The organism is Dinoroseobacter sp. S375 (assembly GCF_049800775.1).
GTDB lineage: Bacteria > Pseudomonadota > Alphaproteobacteria > Rhodobacterales > Rhodobacteraceae > Dinoroseobacter.
Genome location: NZ_JBNAFR010000005.1, coordinates 215572 through 234427, shown reverse-complemented (window position 1 = coordinate 234427; position 18856 = coordinate 215572). Strand labels below are relative to the sequence as shown.

10 protein-coding genes and 1 tRNA gene are annotated in these 18856 nt (G+C 63.4%); 4 read left to right on the top strand and 7 right to left on the bottom strand.

What is annotated here, in order from left to right; genetic code table 11:
• Nucleotide 1 precedes the first annotated feature (1 nt).
• From ACP150_RS13555 to ACP150_RS13545, 3 genes are all read right to left on the bottom strand, one after another.
• Nucleotides 2–964, bottom strand: a complete 963-nt coding sequence (locus ACP150_RS13555) for a KpsF/GutQ family sugar-phosphate isomerase (RefSeq protein WP_424967189.1) — start codon at nucleotides 962–964, stop codon at nucleotides 2–4.
• 11 nt (nucleotides 965–975) lie between these two features.
• Nucleotides 976–1587, bottom strand: coding sequence for a ribonuclease D (locus ACP150_RS13550; RefSeq protein ID WP_424967188.1), 612 nt, complete (start codon nucleotides 1585–1587; stop codon nucleotides 976–978).
• A 73-nt stretch (nucleotides 1588–1660) separates the two neighbouring features.
• Nucleotides 1661–1747: transfer RNA gene (locus tag ACP150_RS13545), tRNA-Leu, on the bottom strand.
• Between the two features lie 171 nt (nucleotides 1748–1918).
• On the opposite strand from ACP150_RS13545, the gene ACP150_RS13540 reads away from it, so the two are divergent.
• Entirely contained in the window at nucleotides 1919–2902 is a 984-nt protein-coding gene (locus tag ACP150_RS13540; protein WP_424967187.1) for a complex I NDUFA9 subunit family protein, read from the top strand.
• Nucleotides 2903–2974: 72 nt separating this feature from the next.
• On the opposite strand, the gene xrtE is transcribed toward ACP150_RS13540, so the two are convergent.
• The 4 genes from xrtE to ACP150_RS13520 all read right to left on the bottom strand — a co-directional run bounded on the left by xrtE (nucleotide 2975) and on the right by ACP150_RS13520 (nucleotide 11461).
• Nucleotides 2975–4603 carry an exosortase E/protease, VPEID-CTERM system gene (gene xrtE / locus ACP150_RS13535; protein WP_424967186.1) on the bottom strand — a complete coding sequence of 543 codons (1629 nt, stop codon included), beginning with the start codon at nucleotides 4601–4603 and terminating at the stop codon, nucleotides 2975–2977.
• A gap of 103 nt (nucleotides 4604–4706) precedes the next feature.
• Nucleotides 4707–4901, bottom strand: coding sequence for a hypothetical protein (locus tag ACP150_RS13530; protein WP_424967185.1), 195 nt, complete (start codon nucleotides 4899–4901; stop codon nucleotides 4707–4709).
• A gap of 142 nt (nucleotides 4902–5043) precedes the next feature.
• Nucleotides 5044–10254, bottom strand: coding sequence for an SdrD B-like domain-containing protein (locus ACP150_RS13525; RefSeq protein ID WP_424967184.1), 5211 nt, complete (start codon nucleotides 10252–10254; stop codon nucleotides 5044–5046).
• 403 nt (nucleotides 10255–10657) lie between these two features.
• Nucleotides 10658–11461, bottom strand: a complete 804-nt coding sequence (locus ACP150_RS13520) for an undecaprenyl-diphosphate phosphatase (protein WP_424967183.1) — start codon at nucleotides 11459–11461, stop codon at nucleotides 10658–10660.
• 219 nt (nucleotides 11462–11680) lie between these two features.
• On the opposite strand from ACP150_RS13520, the gene ACP150_RS13515 reads away from it, so the two are divergent.
• From ACP150_RS13515 to gltB, 3 genes are all read left to right on the top strand, one after another.
• Nucleotides 11681–13120, top strand: a complete 1440-nt coding sequence (locus ACP150_RS13515; RefSeq protein ID WP_424967182.1) for an NAD(P)-dependent oxidoreductase — start codon at nucleotides 11681–11683, stop codon at nucleotides 13118–13120.
• 133 nt (nucleotides 13121–13253) lie between these two features.
• Nucleotides 13254–13961 carry a hypothetical protein gene (locus tag ACP150_RS13510; RefSeq protein ID WP_424967181.1) on the top strand — a complete coding sequence of 236 codons (708 nt, stop codon included), beginning with the start codon at nucleotides 13254–13256 and terminating at the stop codon, nucleotides 13959–13961.
• 217 nt (nucleotides 13962–14178) lie between these two features.
• Complete coding sequence (gene gltB / locus ACP150_RS13505; protein WP_424967180.1) at nucleotides 14179–18717, top strand: glutamate synthase large subunit; 4539 nt, start codon at nucleotides 14179–14181, stop codon at nucleotides 18715–18717.
• Nucleotides 18718–18856 lie beyond the last annotated feature (139 nt).

The following is an 18856-nucleotide window of genomic DNA, read 5'->3' as shown; positions in this document are numbered from 1 at the left end:
CTCAGCCAATCCCGGCGCGCAGGCAGTCGTGGATATGCAGGAACCCGGCGGGCACCCGCGGTCCCTCGGCAGGCACCACAAAGAGGCAGGTGATCTTGCGATCGTTCATGATCGCCACGGCCTCTTCGGCCAGCGCCTCCGGTGCGATGGTCAGCGGGTCGCTTGTCATGACATCGCCCGCCCGCAGCTCCAGCAGGCCGGACATATGCCGCCGCAGGTCGCCATCGGTGATCACCCCGGCCAGCGCGCCCGCGCGGGTCACGCCGACAACGCCAAAACCTTTCTGGCTGATCTCCAGCAGGGCATCGCCCATCTCTGCGGTTTCGGCGATCAGCGGGAGCTCGTCATGGCGATGCATCAGATCGGCAACCTTCGAGAGCCGCGCGCCCAGCTTGCCGCCCGGATGGAAGTCACGGAAATTCTCGGGGCTGAACTGGCGGTGCTCCATCAGGGCCACGGCCAAGGCATCCCCGAGGGCCAGCGTCATGGTGGTCGATGTTGTGGGCACGATGCCCGTACCGCAGGCCTCGGGTGCCTTGGGCAGGACCAGCGCCACGTCGGACTGGCGCAAAAGCGTGCTCTCGGGCTTGCTGGCCACCCCGATCAGCGGGATCCGGAAGCGCCGTGTATAGGCGACCAGATCCGCAAGCTCGGGCGTCTCGCCGGAATTCGACAGCACCAGAACCACATCGCCCGCCGCCATCATGCCCAGATCGCCATGGCTCGCCTCAGCCGGGTGGACAAAATGCGCCGGGGTCCCGGTGGAGGCAAAGGTCGCGGCCATCTTGCGCGCGATATGCCCGGATTTGCCCATGCCCGATACGATCACCCGTCCCCGGGCCTCGAGAATCGTCTCGACCGCGCGGTCAAAGCTGTCATCGAGCCCGGCGGCCAGCTGCGCGAGGCCATCGGCCTCGATGCCGATGACGCGTCGTGCGATCTCCTGGAACGACGTCTGTGCCATTGCGCGGCCTTTCAGTGGTGGAAGATGTCCATCTCGGACCAGCCGCCCAGATCGAGCTGTGCCCGAGTCGGCAGGAAGTCAAAACAGGCCTGTGCCAGCTCGGTGCGGCCCTCGCGGGCGAGCATGCCGTCCAGCGCCTCCTTGAGGCGGTGAAGATAGAGCACGTCCGAGGCCGCGTATTCCACCTGCGCCTCGGTCAGGGTGGGCGCGCCCCAATCAGAGCTCTGCTGCGCCTTGGAGACATCCACCGCCAGCAACTCATGCAGCAGCGCCTTGAGCCCGTGGCGATCCGTATAGGTGCGTACAAGCTTGGAAGCGATCTTGGTGCAATAGATCGGCGTGGTAGTCACCCCAAAGGTCTTTTCCAGTGCCGCCACATCGAATCGCGCGAAATGAAAGAGTTTGGTCACCGCCGGGTCCGCCAGCATCCGGCAGAGATTCGGGGCCTCGGTCTGCCCCTGGCCGATCTTGACCACATGCGCGTTTCCGTCCCCGGAGGACAGCTGCACGACGCAGAGCCGGTCGCGCTGTGGCACAAGGCCCATGGTCTCGGTATCAATGGCCACAACCGGCCCCAGATCCAGCCCATCAGGCAAATCATTCATGTGCAGGTGATTGGTCATCTGACCCCCTTCTGTGATCGGTGTCTCGTCGCCAAAGGCGACATGACCCTGTCAATGCGGCACGGAAGGGGAATGGTGCCCAGGAGAGGACTCGAACCTCCACGTCCATACGGACACTAGCACCTGAAGCTAGCGCGTCTACCAATTCCGCCACCTGGGCAGGTGTCGTGAGGCGGTGAGTTACAGAGGCTTTGAGGGGGTGTCAACGGCCCGCAATCGCCTTTCCGAAGTTTTTCTGCTAGGTCGGTGACAAGGCCGCGACGACCTGCGCCTTGTCGGCCATTTTCCGCACCGCTAAACCCTTTGGGGACTCGGGATCAAGGAGCACCAGATGTCCAAACTCGTGACCATCTTTGGGGGATCCGGCTTTGTCGGCCGGTACATCGCTCGGCGCATGGCGCAGGAGGGCTGGCGCGTGCGCGTGGCTGTGCGCCGTCCGAATGAGGCGATCTTCGTGCGCCCCTATGGCGCGGTCGGTCAGGTCGAGCCGGTGCTGTGCAACATTCGTGACGACGCCTCGGTTCAGGCGGTGTTGCAGGGCGCGGATGCGGCGATCAATTGCGTGGGCATCCTGTCGGAGAGCGGCAAGAACACCTTTGGCCTGGTGCAGAGCCATGGTGCGGCCCGGGTGGCCAAGATGGCCGCCGCCGAAGGCATCACCAATTTCGTGCAAATCTCCGCCATCGGTGCCGATCCCGCGGCCAAGAGCGATTATGCCCGCACCAAGGGCGAGGGGGAGCAGGCCGTGCTTGCGGCGATCCCCAGTGCCGTGATCCTGCGCCCCTCCATCGTGTTCGGGCCCGAGGACGAGTTCTTCAACCGCTTCGCCTCGATGTCGCGTTTGGGGCCGATCCTGCCCGTGGTCGGGGCCGAGACGAAGTTCCAGCCGGTCTATGTGGATGATGTGGCCAAGGCCGCTGTCAAGGCGGTGACCGGCGCAGCCGCACCGGGGATCTATGAGCTGGGCGGCCCCGATGTCAGCAGCTTCCGCGACTTGATGGGGCAGATGCTGAAGGTGATCAATCGCCGCCGCCTCGTTCTCAATGTGCCTTTCCCGATTGCGACCGTGATGGGTATGGGCTTCGACCTTTTGCAGAAGCTGACCCTTGGCCTGATCCATAACGGCATGATCACACGCGATCAGGTGCGCAATCTGGCCAATGACAATGTGGTCGCCGCGGACGCCAAGGGCTTTGACGAGTTGGGCATCGACCCCGTCGCGCTGGAGGCCGTGCTGCCTGACTACCTGTGGCGCTTCCGTCCCTCGGGCCAGTATGAAGAGCTCAAGCGGTCGGGTCGCAACCTGCGGACCTGAACCGACCTCTGTCCTGAACACAAAAGGCCCGGAACGCTCCGGGCCTTTGTCATGTTCGGGTGCCGGTCTTGATCAGATGATGTGCCACGCACCCATGGCCAGGGCCCAGGCGGCGATGGTGGCATTGGCGCCCGCATGGCTGACGATGGCGTCGGTGATGTTTCCGGACCGGTAGACCAGCGCGCCGAAGACAAGCCCGGCGAGCCCGGCGGCCAGCCAGCGGTCATGGAGCAGGGCAAAGAGCCCGGCGCTGATCACGATGGCCACAACCATCCGCACGCCCTTGCCCGAGGGGGCCAGACGCTGCAGCAGGTAATCGCGGAAGAGCAGCTCCTCGATGATCGGGACAAGAACCGCCGTGCCGATCACCCGCGTGAGGATCCACAGGGCCAGCATGCCGCCGGTCAGGGCACCAAAGGGCGGCGGACCTTCGGCAGCCGCGGAGGTCGCGATCCAGGCGATGCCGATGGCCACCCCGCTTGCGAGGGATAGCGGGTCGAGCCGCCAGGGCAGCGCGCGCAGGACCTGCCAGAACAGCGCCAGCGCCAGCGCCATGGCGAGCGCGCGGAACGGGTAGAGCAGGCTGGGCGTCTCGCTGAAGGTCGAGGCCAGCAACGCCGAGAGCATGAAGATCGCGAAGGGCAGCACCTTGGCCACCACCGGGTCCTGAAAGAAGGGCGGCAGGGGCGCGCGCGGCGCGGCCAGCACCTCGGCCTTGTTGAAGAAGGCAACGTTCCGCGCCACGAGGATCAGCCCGACCGACAGGGTGGTGAAGGCCAGCCAGCCCGCATGGCTGTGAAAGCCGCCAATGGCCAGTTCGGGCGAAACCTCAAACCCAAGGCTCAGCAACGCAGAGATCCGCAAGACGTTGAATGTCCAGCTCAGCAGGATTCCGATAGGGAAGAGCAGAAACGCCTGGGGGATTGCCAACTCGCGCCGAAACAGAATCATGTAAACGATCAGGAACACGGTGATCAGGGCGAACCCCTCGACGCCGGAACACTCCTTGCCTACGGCGACAAGGAAGTTCTCCACATCGCCGGTGCCGAAGATCCCGATGATCTTGGTCTCCGGGTTGCCATCCACGGTGTAGCCCACGAGGTCGAGCACCCAGAGCACGGCGTTGAACGTGACGTCCGTTACCCAATCCGCGTGCCAGAGCGGTTGCACACGGTCGGAAATTTCCGGCAGTGCCATGCCAGCCATGACCAGCGCGACCAACACGCCTCCCTTTTCTGCAAACAGCGCGCGCCAGGCGTGCCATGGGGCGAGGATCAGGGCGGCTCCCGTCGCGGCCAGTGCCGCACCGCCGAGCCAGCCGGCCCCGCCAAGCGCCACAAGGCCCGGGCCGCTCGCATCGCTGAGAAAGAGCCAGGGGGCCAGCGCAAGGGCCAGCCCGGCAAGGCTCAGTCCGAGCCCGAGCGGTCGGGGGCCCGGTATGGCCAGCGTGCGCTTGATCAGCTCGGAATAGGCGAGGACGAACACCCCGAAGGCGGCCAGCACACCCAAGGCGCGCGGCACGATCCGTCCGGCAAAGGCACAGAACCCGTCCGGAGCCAGATCCCGGCAGGTGAAGTCGAAATTATGCTGGTAGAGGACCGAGATCAGCAGCAGCTCGACGCCAAGCAACCCGGCGGCCAAAGCCCAGGCCAGGCGACGGGCAGAACTCGGAGGAGCGGTGGGGGCAGTTACATCGGTCATGTGCGCGGTTTCTCAGAAAATGGGGACTAAACAGGGGCACAAATAGATCGGCCCCGTGGCAGACGTCACGGGGCCGACAATGATTTTTGCGTGAGACTTAGTCTCAGGCCGCGCGGCGGCGACGCTCCCAAACCAGAGCAACGACGGCGAGGACAGCTGCGAGCGCTGCGGTGCCTTCGAGGGCGCTGATTTCCGGAACGGTCGGGCAGTTGCCGACGAACGAGCAATCGGTCGTCGCCATGGCAGCGCCCGCGGTCAGGGCGAAAACCCCTGCGGTGGTGAGTGCGGTACGAAGCATATTCGTAACTCCTAAGGATGATGGTTTCATGCGCGAAATCCATCTTACAAAGTAACGCGCGGCGCATCGCGTCTTCAAAGCCGGTGACGGCCACAGCAACGGCGGGACAGGGTCCCGCCGTAAACCTTTCGTTAATACCTTATCAGCACAGGCAGTCGATGTCATTGAAATCGATGCCTATGATGAACGGCTGGCTGTTCGTCGATGATGCAGGGTTCGGATCGATCATCAATCCGACCACATCGCCCTCACCGGCCACGAAACCTTCACCATTCGCCTCGGCGAGTGCCACGATTTCACGCACATCTTCAAGCTCACCCAGATCCGGGCGGATGAAATCGATGCTGTCGGTCAGGCTCCAGATGGCACCCTGCACCTCGAAATCGGTGTAGCCCTGGCCCTGGAAGTCCTGGTTCAGGATCCAGTTGATCAGGTCGAGGTTATCCTCGGCGCTCTGGCCGTTGATCCCCGTCTGGCCAGCCAGCACGCTGTCGGGCAGGAGGCTCGCCTCGGCGACATAGAGATCCCCGGTCAGGATCGGCGCGTTGGTGAAGTCCGTTCCGCCATCAGCCGGATCAAAGGCGCTGGCACAATAGGCCGCTTCGAACACGATGTCGTCGAGACGGACATCGCCGGAACCGGTGACCTTGATCGTGAAGCCATCGGTGGTACCCGCTGCCGCTTCGTCGATGATCTGGTAGTTCACCTGAGCCGGCAGGCTGTCAGCGATCCCCTGCAGGTCTTCGGCGGTGCCACAATAGGCCACGTCGATGAAGGCATCCGAGAAGCCGCCCATCCCGTCAGAGACGGTATAGGTGTACTGGACATCCGCTTTCTCGCCGATATCGAGATCGATGAAGGCCGCTTCGCCGTCAAAGGTCAGCTCGCCACCGTTCAGGGTGATGAACACACCGTCGACATTGATCGTCTCGCCTTCCGAGATCGATGTCCCGTTGACCGCGGTCACGCTCAGGGTGTCGCCATCCGGATCGCTGTCATTGTCCAGCACAGCCAGCGTCAGCAACTCATTGGCACAGATCATGCCCGCGTCGTCCTGCGGGGTCGGGTCTGCATTCTCGACAATGAGGCCCGCATCGACGGTGAGGTTCTCCTCCCCGATGTCCAGAGTGACTTGCGCCGTTTGACCGTTGCTCGGATCTGCGTCGCTATCGGCCGCGTCGTTGCCACCTTGATCCTGAACGGTGAAGTCGAACCCGTCCGGCTCCCCGAACTTGACCGAGTAGGTGCCCGCATCCAGTCCGCCGAAGAGGTAGTTGCCATTGCTGTCGGTGGAGGTGGTGGCGATCGGGGTGCCATTCTCGTCCAGAAGCATAACCGAGACATCGGCCACGCCCTGTTCGCCCATGTCCTGAACGCCATTGCCATTCAGGTCGAGGAAGACCTTGTCACCCAGCGATGCCGTTCCCGGATCTTCGACGCCTGCGTCGATATCCTCGACCGTTTCGCCGATCTCGACCGAGATCACGCCGGTTTCGCCGGTGCTCGGGTCGACATCGCTGTCAACGGTGTCGTCGCCACCTTGATCCTGGTCCACGAAGGTCTTGCCGGTCGGATCCGCGTCGAACCGCACCTTGTAGTCGCCCGCGTCGAGGCCGGTGAATTCGTAGGTGCCGTCCGCCGCCGTGACCGTGTCGGCCACGAAGACGCCCGCTGCGGTCAGAAGGGTGACGGTGACGCCGCCAATGCCGGGCTCGGCATCGTCCACATCATTGTCGTTCTCGTCGCAGAAGTAGCGGCCTTTCAGGGCTGCGGTGCCCGGATCCTCGACCCCGGCATCCACGTCGCGGATGGCGTCGCCGATTTCGACCTGGATCGGGCCGGTTTCACCGGTGTTCGGGTTCACATCGCTGTCCACGGTGTCGTCATTGCCCTGGTTCGGCGCGACGAAGGTCTTGCCGGTGGGCTCTGCATCGAAGCGCACCGAGTAGGTGCCTGCCTCGAGGCCGGTGAACAGGTAGTTGCCGTCGCTGTCGGTGAGCTGGCTGTCGACCACGTTGCCGCTGGCATCCAGCAGGAAGACCTCGACATTTGCGACAGCCGGTTCGGAGTCGTCGACATCGTTGTCATTCTCGTCGCAGAAGTAACGACCGCCCAGCGAGGCTGTGCCCGGATCAACGAGACCCGCATCGATGTCACGCTCGGCTTCGCCGATGCTCAGATCGAATTCGCCGGTCATGCCAGTGGCCTGATCCGCATCGCTGTCATTATTGACGGCATCATCCGCAGCAGCGCCTTCGGTGGTGAAGACCAGCCCGCCGGTGGTGGAGGCATCGAAGGTCACCTTGTAGGAGCCTGCATCCAGACCATCGAACAGGTAGTTGCCGTTGCCGTCGGTGACGTCGTTGGCGGTGGTGTCATCCGCCGTGCCAAACACGCCGTCAGCGCCTGCGCCCGTGAGGGTCACGCTCACACCGGAAACCCCGGATTCGCTACCATCCAGCACGCCGTTGCCATTGGCATCGAACCACACGGTGTCGCCGACCGATGCTGTTCCCGGATCCTCGACGCCAGCGTCGATATCCTCGACCGTTTCGCCGATCTCGACCGAGATCACGCCGGTTTCGCCGGTGTTCGGGTCGACATCGCTGTCCACGGTGTCGTCGCCACCTTGATCCTGCGCCACGAAGGTCTTGCCGGTCGGATCCGCGTCGAACCGCACCTTGTAGTCACCCGCGTCGAGGCCGGTGAATTCGTAGGTGCCGTCCGCCGCCGTCACCGTGTCGGCCACGAAGACGCCCGCTGCGGTGAGAAGGGTGACAGTGACGCCGCCAATGCCGGGCTCGGCATCGTCCACATCATTGTCGTTCTCGTCGCAGAAGTAGCGGCCTTTCAGGGCTGCGGTCCCCGGATCCTCGACCCCGGCATCCACGTCGGTCTTGTTCTCTCCGGAGGCCAGCATGATCGGACCGGTTTCGCCGGTGTTCGGATCGACATCGCTGTCCACGGTGTCGTCGCCACCTTGATCCTGCGCGACAAAGGTCTTGCCATCGGCATCCGGGGCAAAGCGCACGGAGTAGGTGCCCGGCCCGAGATCCTCGAAGATGTAGTCGCCATTGGCATCCGTGGTCGTGGTGTCGATCACATTGCCCGCGGCGTCCAGAAGCTCGACCGTGGCGCCTGCGATCCCGGGTTCGCCATCGTCGATATCATTGTCGTTCTCGTCGCAGAAATAACGACCGGCGAGGGAGCCCAGCTCCACGGGCGGATCGCCCGGCTTCCAGCAGAGGTCATCCACAGCGCCGGACCCGACGAGGTTGATTTCCATGCTCGCGACATCCGCCGCGCTCAGGTCGACCAGCTGGTTGGAGTTGTTGCCCGCTGCCGGGATGGCCACGGTCTTGATCAGGTTGCCGTCCTCGTCGAACAGCTTGATCGTGCCGCCCTGCTCTTCGATGTCCAGCAGACGGATGTTCTGCAGGTCCGACGGGGCGTCGAAATCGAAGGTGATCGTGCCGCCACCCGCATTGTCGTCGGGGTCGGAGGCGTCGTTGTCCTCGGAGATGATCAGGATGTTGCCCAGACCATTATAGCCGAGATCGTTGTCGCCGCCCGTGGGGCTGTTGCTGTCGAAGATCATCGCGTCATTGGCGGAGTTCGCACCGTCGCCGGATTTCTGCGCCGTGATGGTCACACCGTCGAACTGGTTCGACACGGTGGTGCCCTTCTGCAGGCCCGCGAAGTCGAGCTTCATGTAGTCCGGCGGGCAGGTCTTGCCGTCTTCGCACAGGACGATCTTGTCGATCCGCGCAAACTCGGCGCAATCGGTGTAGCCCACGAGGCTGATCACGTCGCCTGTGTCGAGCTGCAGGTCCTGGAACACGTCTTCGGAGAAGGTGGAGCCGGAATTGGCACCGCCGCCGCCGTCATTGCCCTGGTCGAGCCAGATCGTGTCGACATACTGACCGTTCACATAGACGTCGATGGCGCCGTTGCCGTCATTCTCATCCATGGAGAAGACGCTCAGGTCATAGGTGCCGGCCGGGCCGTTGAACACGGTTTCAGCAATGCCGTAATGGCCGGTGGCCTTGATGTTCGCGCCACCGGAGGCGTCGCCGTTATGCTCGACCGAGTAGCCGCACAGGTGCATGTCCTCGGCTTCGACCACGATGCAGACGGGCTCGGGCTCGTCCACGTCCTTGACCTTGATCCAGAGCGGCTTGACCTCTTCGCCGCCTTTGCCGTCGCTGACCTTGACGGTCACGTCATAGGTGTTGTTGCCACCGCCGGATGTCGGGTTCTCGTAGTCCTTGGCCGCCTTGAAGGACAGCTCGCCGGTGTTCGGGTCGATGGTGAACATGTCGCCATCGCGGCCACCCACGATTTCGTAGGTCAGGCTGTCGCCATCCGCGTCGGAGGCGTCGATATCGGCGACGAAGGTCTCGTTCTCGTCGACACAGATGACGCCATCATCGGGCAGGTTGTCGAAGCTCGGAGCTTCGTTCTCGGGCAGGTCATCGACCTTCTTCAGCTCGAGCTTGTCGATCCGGACCCACTCGCCGCAGTCTTTCCACGCCTGAATCTCGATCTCGGCGCCTTCGTGGATCTCCAGACCTTCAAGGGTGAAGCCGGTGAAGCCGCTATGGTCGCTGCCGCCGCCATTGGTCTGCTGGTCCAGCATGATCGTACCGACATGCTCGCCATCCACGAACACCCGCAGCTTGGACACGCCGTCTGTCTCGTCCTGAGCATAGAGGGTCAGGTCATAGACCGCCGAGGGGCCGTCGAAATCGGTGGTCAGCTTGCCGTCATTGCCTTCGATCTTGACCAGCTGGCCGCCGGAGGCCTTGTCGCCATGGACCGTGCGGAAGCCATGGTCGTTCATGTCCTCGGCTTCGATGGTGATGCACTCGGCATCCGACCCGTCGCCGTCCAGCGGGCCTGCGCCGAGATCTTCGTACTTGATGCCGTCCTTGACGCCACAGGAGTCGACCGTCTTCAGGGTCGTGCCCGCCGGGGGAACGTCGCCGATGAAGGTGAAGAAGTCGTCGCCCTGACCGGGTGCGTGGTAATCCTCGACCTCGATCTCGGCCAGATAATACGTCTTGCCGTCCGAGCCCTTCACCACGAAGTATTTCTCGATATAGACCTGCTCGCCGGAGATCTCGACGCCGTTGATGACCGCGATCTGACCGGAGCTGTCCTTCGCGTTGTCGTCCTTGTCCTTGCCATAGTCGCCGGACAGGACGTTGTCGTCATCCTTCGTCGAGATGACCGTGGTTGCCGCGGCGGGCATGACGAATGTCTCGCCTTTGCCCAAGCCACCGCCGATCGTGCCTTGCTGGACCAGATCGTCCTCGCTGAAGGCGGTAAACTCATATGTCCTGGTGGTCATTCTGCTGTTCCCTCATCAGACCTTGTCGACAACGTGCCGACATGAAGTTCGAAGGGAATGGGGCCATAAAAAGTGCACAGAACTTTCCCGCAACGACACACACACGCGCTCACCAGCGCTGTCGCAGGTTTCCTAAATCAATGACTTTTTGAACCAAGCCGTCTCGGTCTATTTTCCCGCGACCTATCGACGGAACCATTACCTCACTACTAAAAACGTGATGAGACGTTACGCGGAGATTTGCCGATGTTTCAAGCGTGTTAAAAAAACGTTAACGAAACCGCTTTGAAAACATAAGAAAATATCGGTTTTTAATTGTTACAGATTGAAACAATAGGGTGTTATGTGAATTTTTGTTGACTAAATCGCCAGTAGTGTCTGCGCAAATTTTAGGCATTTTAAATTAACTATACGCGAGCATGAGCAGAATCACGCCGAGCACGATGCGGTAAATGACATAGGGCGTGAAGCTCACCGACTTGAGCAATCGCATCATCAGAACCAGCGCAGCGAGGGCCGCGATAAAGGCAAAGAGCGCGGCGATGGCCCCGTCGACTAGAAGCTGCCAGTTTGCATCCGCCGCGACCTCGAGCCCGAGAAGGCTGCCCGAGGCGATGATGGTGGGGATCGACATGAGCATCGACAGCTTCGCGGCGTCCTCCCGCTTGTATCCGAGAAAGCGCGCGCCGGTGATCGTGATCCCCGAGCGCGAGGTGCCGGGGATCAGCGCCACCGCCTGCCAGAGGCCCATGATCAGCGCATGTTTCAGGGTCCAGCCGCCGGCCTCCCGCGTGCTCGGGCCCTTCTGGTCGGCCCAATAGAGGACGATCCCGAAAATGAGCATGGTCCAGCCGATCACCGCCATGCTCCTCATCATATCGTTCAAACCGGTCACGCTGAAGATCAGCCCGACCAGGATCACCGGGCCGGTAGCGATCACGAGACACAGGGCGAGGAATGCGCCGGGCGTATCCACCTTGCCCCGCGCCAGTCGGGTCAGCCCCCCTGCCGCGACTTTCACATCGGCCCAGAAATACAGAACCACCGCGAACAGCGTGCCGACATGAACAGCCACATCAATGGTTTGGCCCTGATCCTCCATCCCGCTGAGCGCGGGGAGAAGGATGAGATGACCCGAGGAGGAGACCGGCAGAAACTCGGTCAGGCCCTGGATGATGGCGACAAGGAGGAGATGGAACAGGGGCACTACGTACGCTTCATTGATTCGAGGGCAATTTATCCAGCGTAACTGTAAAAGAAAAACCACCCATTGACGCAGGGTAGGCATTACATGCTGACCTAAATTTGACGGATTTATCGCCGCAGACCGCAAGGGCAGTGCATTTTTTTAATTTAAGGTCAGCAAAGGTGACTTTTATTTCCCGCGCACCGCGTTTATACAGCGCGCGTTAGCCAGGAGGACCTTATGGCCCATCAGCCGATGCTCAAATTCGTCAAGATCGAAAAGGACATGCCGGAGAAACGGCCGCCCGATCTGCGCAAGCAGGACTTTGACGAGATCTATCGCGAGTATGCGACCGAGAAGGCCGCGGAGCAAGCGTCCCGCTGCTCGCAATGCGGTGTGCCCTATTGTCAGAGCCACTGCCCGCTGCACAACAACATCCCCGACTGGCTCAAGCTGACCGCCGAGGGCCGCCTGCAGGAGGCCTATGAGGTCAGCCAGGCGACCAACACCTTCCCCGAGATCTGCGGCCGTATCTGCCCGCAGGACCGGCTTTGCGAGGGCAATTGCGTCATCGAGCAATCGGGCCACGGCACGGTCACCATCGGTTCGGTCGAGAAATACATCACCGACACCGCGTGGGAGCAGGGCTGGGTCAAGCCCATCTCCCCCGCACAGGAACGCCCGGAGAGCGTCGGTATCATCGGGGCGGGCCCCGGTGGCCTCGCTGCGGCGGACGTGCTGCGCCGTCAGGGCATTCAGGTCACCGTCTATGACCGCTATGACCGCGCGGGCGGGCTGCTGGTCTACGGGATCCCGGGCTTCAAGCTGGAAAAAGACGTGGTCACGCGCCGCAACGACCAGCTCGAGCAGGGCGGCGTCACCTTTGAGCTGAACTGCGACGTGGGCACCGACATCTCCTTTGCGAAGATCCGCGAGAAGCATGACGCGGTGCTCATCGCCACGGGCGTCTACAAGTCCCGCGATCTGGGCGGGCCGGGCGCAGGTGCGAACGGCATCGTGCGGGCGATCGACTATCTGACCGCTTCGAACCGCAAGAGCTTTGGCGACGATGTGCCGGAATTCGACAGTGGCGAGCTGAATGCCGAGGGCAAGCGCGTCGTCGTGATCGGCGGTGGCGATACGGCCATGGATTGCGTGCGCACGGCGACCCGTCAGGGCGCGACCAGCGTCAAATGCCTTTACCGTCGGGACCGGGCGAACATGCCGGGATCCCAGCGCGAAGTGCAGAATGCCGAGGAAGAAGGCGTCGAGTTCGTCTGGCTGACCGCCCCCAAGGGCTATACCGGAGACACGGATGTCTCGGGCGTCATGGTCCAGAAGATGCGTCTGGGCGCCCCCGATGCGACGGGCCGTCAGGCCCCCGAGCTGATCGAGGGTGCGGATTACGTCGAGGACGCGGATATCGTAATCAAGGCGCTGGGCTTCGAGCCTGAGGATCTGCCCACGCTCTGGGGCGAGCCCGAGCTGGAAGTGACCCGCTGGGGCACGGTGAAGGCCGATTTCCGCACCCATAAGACCGCCATGGATGGCGTCTATGCGGTGGGGGATATCGTGCGCGGCGCGAGCCTTGTTGTCTGGGCGATCCGCGACGGGCGCGAGGCGGCAGAAGCCATGCTCGAGGCGTTCAACGCCAAGGCCACATCGGTCGCCGCCGAATAACCAAACCCGTGCCCGACCCGTATCGGCAGAGCGTCTGACAGGTGTCGGACATCTGTCGGGCAAGTGTCGGGCATCCGGTTAACAGCAAAAAACGCAACGGTCAGAGAGACTGACCCAAAACCGAGAGGACATCATGCGCGCCATCGCAACGCCACGCGTCACCCGTGCTGCGGCTCTGCTGCCGCTATGTGCCCTGTTCGGGACGGGCGTGCTGGCCACGGGCGCGCTGTCCCATCCGCTGGTCGATGAGATCACCGAGCGCTGCACGCCCATCGTCACGGCCCAGAAGGGCATGTGCGAGGTCGAGCTGTTCTATCGCTGCGACGATCAGGGCTATGCGATTGTCAGCTCCGAAGCGGGCGAGCTGGTCGGGGTCGAGTTCTCGGACCTGACCGGGGATCTCGGGGATTTCGTGTCGCTGGCCGGGCCGGGCTCGGTCACGGTCCAGACCACCCTCGATCCGCTCGACCTCAACCTGCTGCGCGAGACAGGCAGCGAGACGGCCCGCACGGAATCGACCCTCGATCTGGGCGAGGAGGTGGCGATCACGCTGTCCCTGCGGCTGGAGCTGTCGGAGAACACGGTCACGCGGAACGGGATGACCTTCCGCACGGGCAGTGCCGGGATGGATATGGAGACCGAGGCCTCGATTGGTGGGTTCTCCCGCGTCTGGGATCTGCTGCTGCCCGAGACCGAGAATTTCGTGATCCTTGGCCGCTCGACCATGGTCACCGACCGCGACACGCGCGAATTCGACACCGATGTGCGCGAGATCCTCGTGCCCGGTAATCCGGGCTTCCAGTCCCATCAGGGGCGGTTCGATTGCGGGGAGGAGCTGTGATGGCGATGCGCCCCGATACAGGCCCCGGCGCGGCCCGGCACAGGGTGCGGGCCGAAGCCGCCTTTGACTTATTTCACGGTCCTGCGGGGCTGCAGCGGACCCGGCGGGTCCGGAACGATCACAGACCGGCGGGCTCTGCCCTGACCGGAGACCACATGCGCCTGACCAAAGCCGATATCTCGGCCGCGGTCGCGGCTGCCCAAGAAGGAGAGACGCCATGACGAAGTATGACGCAGAGTGGGCCGCCGCCGAAGAAGCGAAGCGCGCCTGGATGGCCGAGCATGGCCTGTATTCCGAGGAGGAAGAGCATTCCTCCTGCGGTGTGGGTCTGGTGGTCAACGTCAAGGGCGAGAAGTCCCGGGCCGTGGTCGAGGCCGGGATCACCGCGCTGAAGGCGATCTGGCACCGGGGAGCCGTGGATGCGGATGGCAAGACCGGCGACGGGGCGGGCATCCATGTCCAGATCCCGGTCGAGTTTTTCTACGATCAGGTGCGCCACACCGGGCATGAGCCCGACATGGATCAGCTGATGGCCGTGGGGCAGGTGTTTTTGCCGCGCACGGATTACGGCGCGCAAGAGACCTGCCGGACCATCGTGGAATCCGAAGTGTTGCGCATGGGTTATCACATCTATGGCTGGCGCCATGTGCCGGTGGATGTGTCCTGTCTGGGCGAGAAGGCCAATGCGACCCGGCCCGAGATCGAGCAGATCATCATCTCGAATTCCAAGGGCGTGGATGAAGAGACCTTCGAGCGCGAGCTCTATGTCATTCGTCGCCGGATCGAGAAGGCGGCCGGGGCGGCGCAGGTGGCCGGGCTCTATATGTGTTCGCTGTCCTGCCGGTCGATCATCTACAAGGGCATGATGCTGGCCGAGCAGGTCGCCGAGTTCTATCCGGACCTGCAGGACGAGCGCTTCGTGTCGGCCTTTGCGATCTATCACCAGCGCTATTCGACCAACACCTTCCCGCAATGGTGGCTGGCCCAGCCTTTCCGGATGCTGGCCCATAACGGCGAGATCAACACGCTGAAGGGCAACACCAACTGGATGAAGAGCCACGAGATCCGCATGGCCTCGGGGACCTTTGGGGATCTGGCCGAGGACATCAAGCCGATCATCCCGGGCGGCTCGTCGGACAGTGCCGCGCTGGACGCGGTGTTCGAGGTGCTGGTGCGGTCGGGGCGGAATGCGCCCATGGCCAAGACCCTGCTGGTGCCGGAGAGCTGGTCCAAGCAGGCGGTGGAGCTGCCGCAGGCCTGGCGCGACATGTATTCCTACTGCAACTCGGTGATGGAGCCCTGGGACGGTCCCGCCGCCCTGGCGATGACCGATGGTCGCTGGGTTTGTGCCGGGCTTGACCGGAACGGTCTGCGCCCGATGCGCTATGTGGTGACCGGTGACGGGCTGCTGATCGCGGGCTCCGAGACAGGGATGGTTCCGGTGAACGAGCATGGCGTCGTCGAGAAGGGCGCGCTGGGCCCGGGGCAGTTGATTGCCGTGGACATGTCCGAGGGCGTGCTGTTCCACGACACCGAGATCAAGGACAAGCTCGCGGCCTCCCAGCCCTTTGGTGACTGGGTCGGCAAGATCACCGACATGGATACCGAGCTGGAGGGTGTGACCGAGGCCGCGCTCTATGAGGGGGGCGAGCTGCGCAAGCGCCAGATCGCGGCGGGCTACTCCATCGAGGAGCTCGAGCAGATCCTCGTGCCCATGGCCGAGGACGGCAAGGAAACGCTGGCCTCCATGGGCGATGACACGCCGCCCGCGGTGCTGTCGGGCAAGTACCGCCCGCTGAGCCATTTCTTCCGCCAGAACTTCAGCCAGGTCACCAACCCGCCGATCGACAGCCTGCGGGAATACCGGGTCATGAGCCTCAAGACCCGGTTCGGCAACCTCAAGAACGTGCTGGACGAGACCTCGGAGCAGACCGAGATCCTCGTGCTCGAAAGCCCCTTCGTGGGCAATGCCCAGTTCGAGCGCCTGATCGCCCAGTTCGGCGATGCGGTCTGCTATATCGACTGTACCTTCCCTGCCGGCGGCAGCGCGGACACCCTCAAACAGGAGCTGGGGCGGATCCGCGACGAGGCCGAGGATGCGGTGCGCTCGGGCGCGGCGCATATCGTGCTCAGCGACCGGGCCCAGTCCGAGGACCGGGTGGCGATGCCGATGATCCTCGCGACCAGCGCCATCCATAGCTGGCTGACGCGCAAGGGTCTGCGGACCTTCTGCTCGCTCAATGTGCGTGCGGCGGAATGCGTCGATCCGCATTACTTCGCGGTGCTGATCGGCTGCGGGGCGACCACGGTGAACGCCTATCTCGCCGAGGACAGCCTCGCGGACCGGATCCGGCGCGGGTTGCTCGATTGCACCCTGACCGAAGCCGTGAAGCGGTATCGCGATGCCATCGATCAGGGCCTGTTGAAGATCATGGCGAAGATGGGGATCTCGGTAATCTCCTCCTATCGCGGCGGTCTGAACTTCGAGGCCGTGGGCCTCAGCCGGGCCATGGTGGCCGAGTATTTCCCCGGCATGACCAGCCGGATCTCGGGGATCGGGACGACCGGTATCCAGACCAAGCTCGAAGAGGTCCATGCCAAGGGCTGGCGGGGCGGTCAGGACGTGCTGCCGATCGGGGGCTTTTACAAGTCGCGCCGCTCGGGCGAGACCCATGCCTGGGAAGCCCAGACCATGCACCTGCTGCAGGCGGCGTGTAACCGGTCGTCCTATGAGCTGTGGAAGCAGTTCTCCAAGGCGATGCAGTCCAACCCGCCGATCCATCTGCGGGACCTGTTGGCGATCACGCCCATGGGCAAGCCGGTGCCGATCGAAGAGGTCGAGAGCGTCACCTCGATCCGCAAGCGCTTCGTGACGCCGGGCATGTCGCTGGGCGCGCTGAGCCCCGAGGCGCACAAGACCCTGAACGTCGCCATGAACCGCATTGGCGCGCGCTCGGATAGTGGCGAGGGCGGCGAGGATCCGGCGCATTTCGTCCCCGAGCCGAACGGCGACAACCCGTCCGCCAAGATCAAGCAGGTGGCTTCGGGCCGGTTCGGTGTGACCGCCGAGTACCTGAACCATTGCGAAGAGCTGGAGATCAAGGTTGCCCAGGGCGCCAAGCCCGGCGAGGGCGGCCAGCTGCCGGGAATGAAGGTCACGGACCTGATCGCGCGTCTGCGGCACTCGACCAAGGGCGTGACGCTGATCTCGCCCCCGCCGCACCACGATATCTATTCGATCGAGGATCTGGCGCAGCTGATCTATGACCTCAAGCAGATCAACCCGCGCTGCAAGGTGACCGTGAAACTGGTGGCCTCCTCGGGCGTGGGCACGATTGCCGCCGGCGTGGCCAAGGCCAAGGCGGATGTGATCCTTGTCTCGGGCCATAATGGCGGGACGGGCGCATCGCCCGCGACCTCGATCAAATATGCCGGTCTGCCGTGGGAGATGGGTCTGACCGAGGCGCATCAGGTGCTCGCCATGAACAACCTGCGCGACCGGGTGACCCTGCGGACCGATGGCGGTCTGCGCACGGGCCGCGACATCGTTCTCGCCGCCCTGATGGGGGCCGAGGAATACGGCATCGGGACCGCCGCGCTGATCGCGATGGGCTGCATCATGGTGCGTCAGTGCCAGTCCAACACCTGCCCGGTGGGGGTCTGCACCCAGAACGAAGAGCTGCGCGAGAAGTTCACCGGCAATGCGGACAAGGTCGTCAACCTGATCACCTTCTACGCTCAGGAGGTGCGCGAGGTGCTGGCCAGCATCGGGGCGCGCAGCCTCGATGAGGTGATCGGGCGTGCGGATCTGCTCAAGCAGGTCAGCCGTGGCTCGGCCCATCTGGATGATCTGGATCTCAACCCGCTTCTGATCACGGTCGATGGCGCGCAGAACATTGTCTATGACCGCAACAAGCCGCGCAATGCCGTGCCGGATACGCTGGATGCGCAGATCGTGGCGGATGCCGCGCGCTTCCTGAAGGATGGCGAGAAGATGCAGCTGTCCTATGCGGTGCAGAACACGCTGCGGACCATCGGCACGCGGACCTCGAGCCATATCGTCACCAATTTCGGGATGCGCAACGCGCTGCAGCCGGATCACCTGACGGTGAAGCTCGAAGGCTCGGCAGGTCAGTCGCTGGGCGCGTTTGCGGCGCCTGGGCTCAAGCTCGAAGTGTCGGGCGATGCCAATGACTATGTGGGCAAGGGCCTCTCGGGCGGGACGGTCGTGGTCAAGCCGGTTCTGGGCTCGCCGCTGAACGCGAGCGAGAACACGATCATCGGCAACACGGTGCTCTATGGCGCGACGGATGGCTTCCTCTTTGCCGCCGGGCGCGCGGGCGAGCGGTTCGCCGTGCGGAACTCGGGCGCTTCGGTCGTGATCGAGGGCTGTGGTTCGAACGGGTGTGAATACATGACCGGCGGTGTAGCGGTGATCCTTGGCGAGATCGGGGCCAATTTCGGCGCGGGCATGACCGGCGGGATGGCTTACCTTTACGATCCGGAGGGCAAGGCGCCCGACATGATGAACATGGAGACCCTGGTGCGCTGCCCGGTGACCATGGAGCATTGGGAGGCCCAGCTGAAGGGCCTGATCGAGCGCCATCTGGAAGAGACCGGCAGCCGGAAGGCCGCCGATATCCTCCAGCATTGGGATCTGGAGAAGGACCACTTCCTGCAGGTCTGCCCGAAGGAGATGCTGGTCCATATCCCGGTTCCGCTGGGCATCGAGGAGAGCGCCATTCCGGCGGAGTGATCCCGCTCATCCGGTGAAAAAGGAGGCCGCGCCCCGAGGGGACGCGGCCTTTTTTGCGCCTGCGGCGCAAGCCTTCGGCGAGGATATTTGGAGACTTAAGACAGGGGGCGGCGCAGGTGGGTTCGCGCGGCGCGGGCCC

Bases quoted from the DNA above. Each gene is read 5' to 3' on its own strand.
- ACP150_RS13530 (WP_424967185.1), bottom strand. From the start codon at position 4,901: ATGCTTCGTACCGCACTCACCACCGCAGGGGTTTTCGCCCTGACCGCG.
- ACP150_RS13525 (WP_424967184.1), bottom strand. From the start codon at position 10,254: ATGACCACCAGGACATATGAGTTTACCGCCTTCAGCGAGGACGATCTG.
- ACP150_RS13555 (WP_424967189.1), bottom strand. From the start codon at position 964: ATGGCACAGACGTCGTTCCAGGAGATCGCACGACGCGTCATCGGCATC.
- gltB (WP_424967180.1), top strand. From the start codon at position 14,179: ATGACGAAGTATGACGCAGAGTGGGCCGCCGCCGAAGAAGCGAAGCGC.
- ACP150_RS13540 (WP_424967187.1), top strand. From the start codon at position 1,919: ATGTCCAAACTCGTGACCATCTTTGGGGGATCCGGCTTTGTCGGCCGG.
- ACP150_RS13550 (WP_424967188.1), bottom strand. From the start codon at position 1,587: ATGACCAATCACCTGCACATGAATGATTTGCCTGATGGGCTGGATCTG.
- ACP150_RS13510 (WP_424967181.1), top strand. From the start codon at position 13,254: ATGCGCGCCATCGCAACGCCACGCGTCACCCGTGCTGCGGCTCTGCTG.
- xrtE (WP_424967186.1), bottom strand. From the start codon at position 4,603: ATGACCGATGTAACTGCCCCCACCGCTCCTCCGAGTTCTGCCCGTCGC.
- ACP150_RS13515 (WP_424967182.1), top strand. From the start codon at position 11,681: ATGGCCCATCAGCCGATGCTCAAATTCGTCAAGATCGAAAAGGACATG.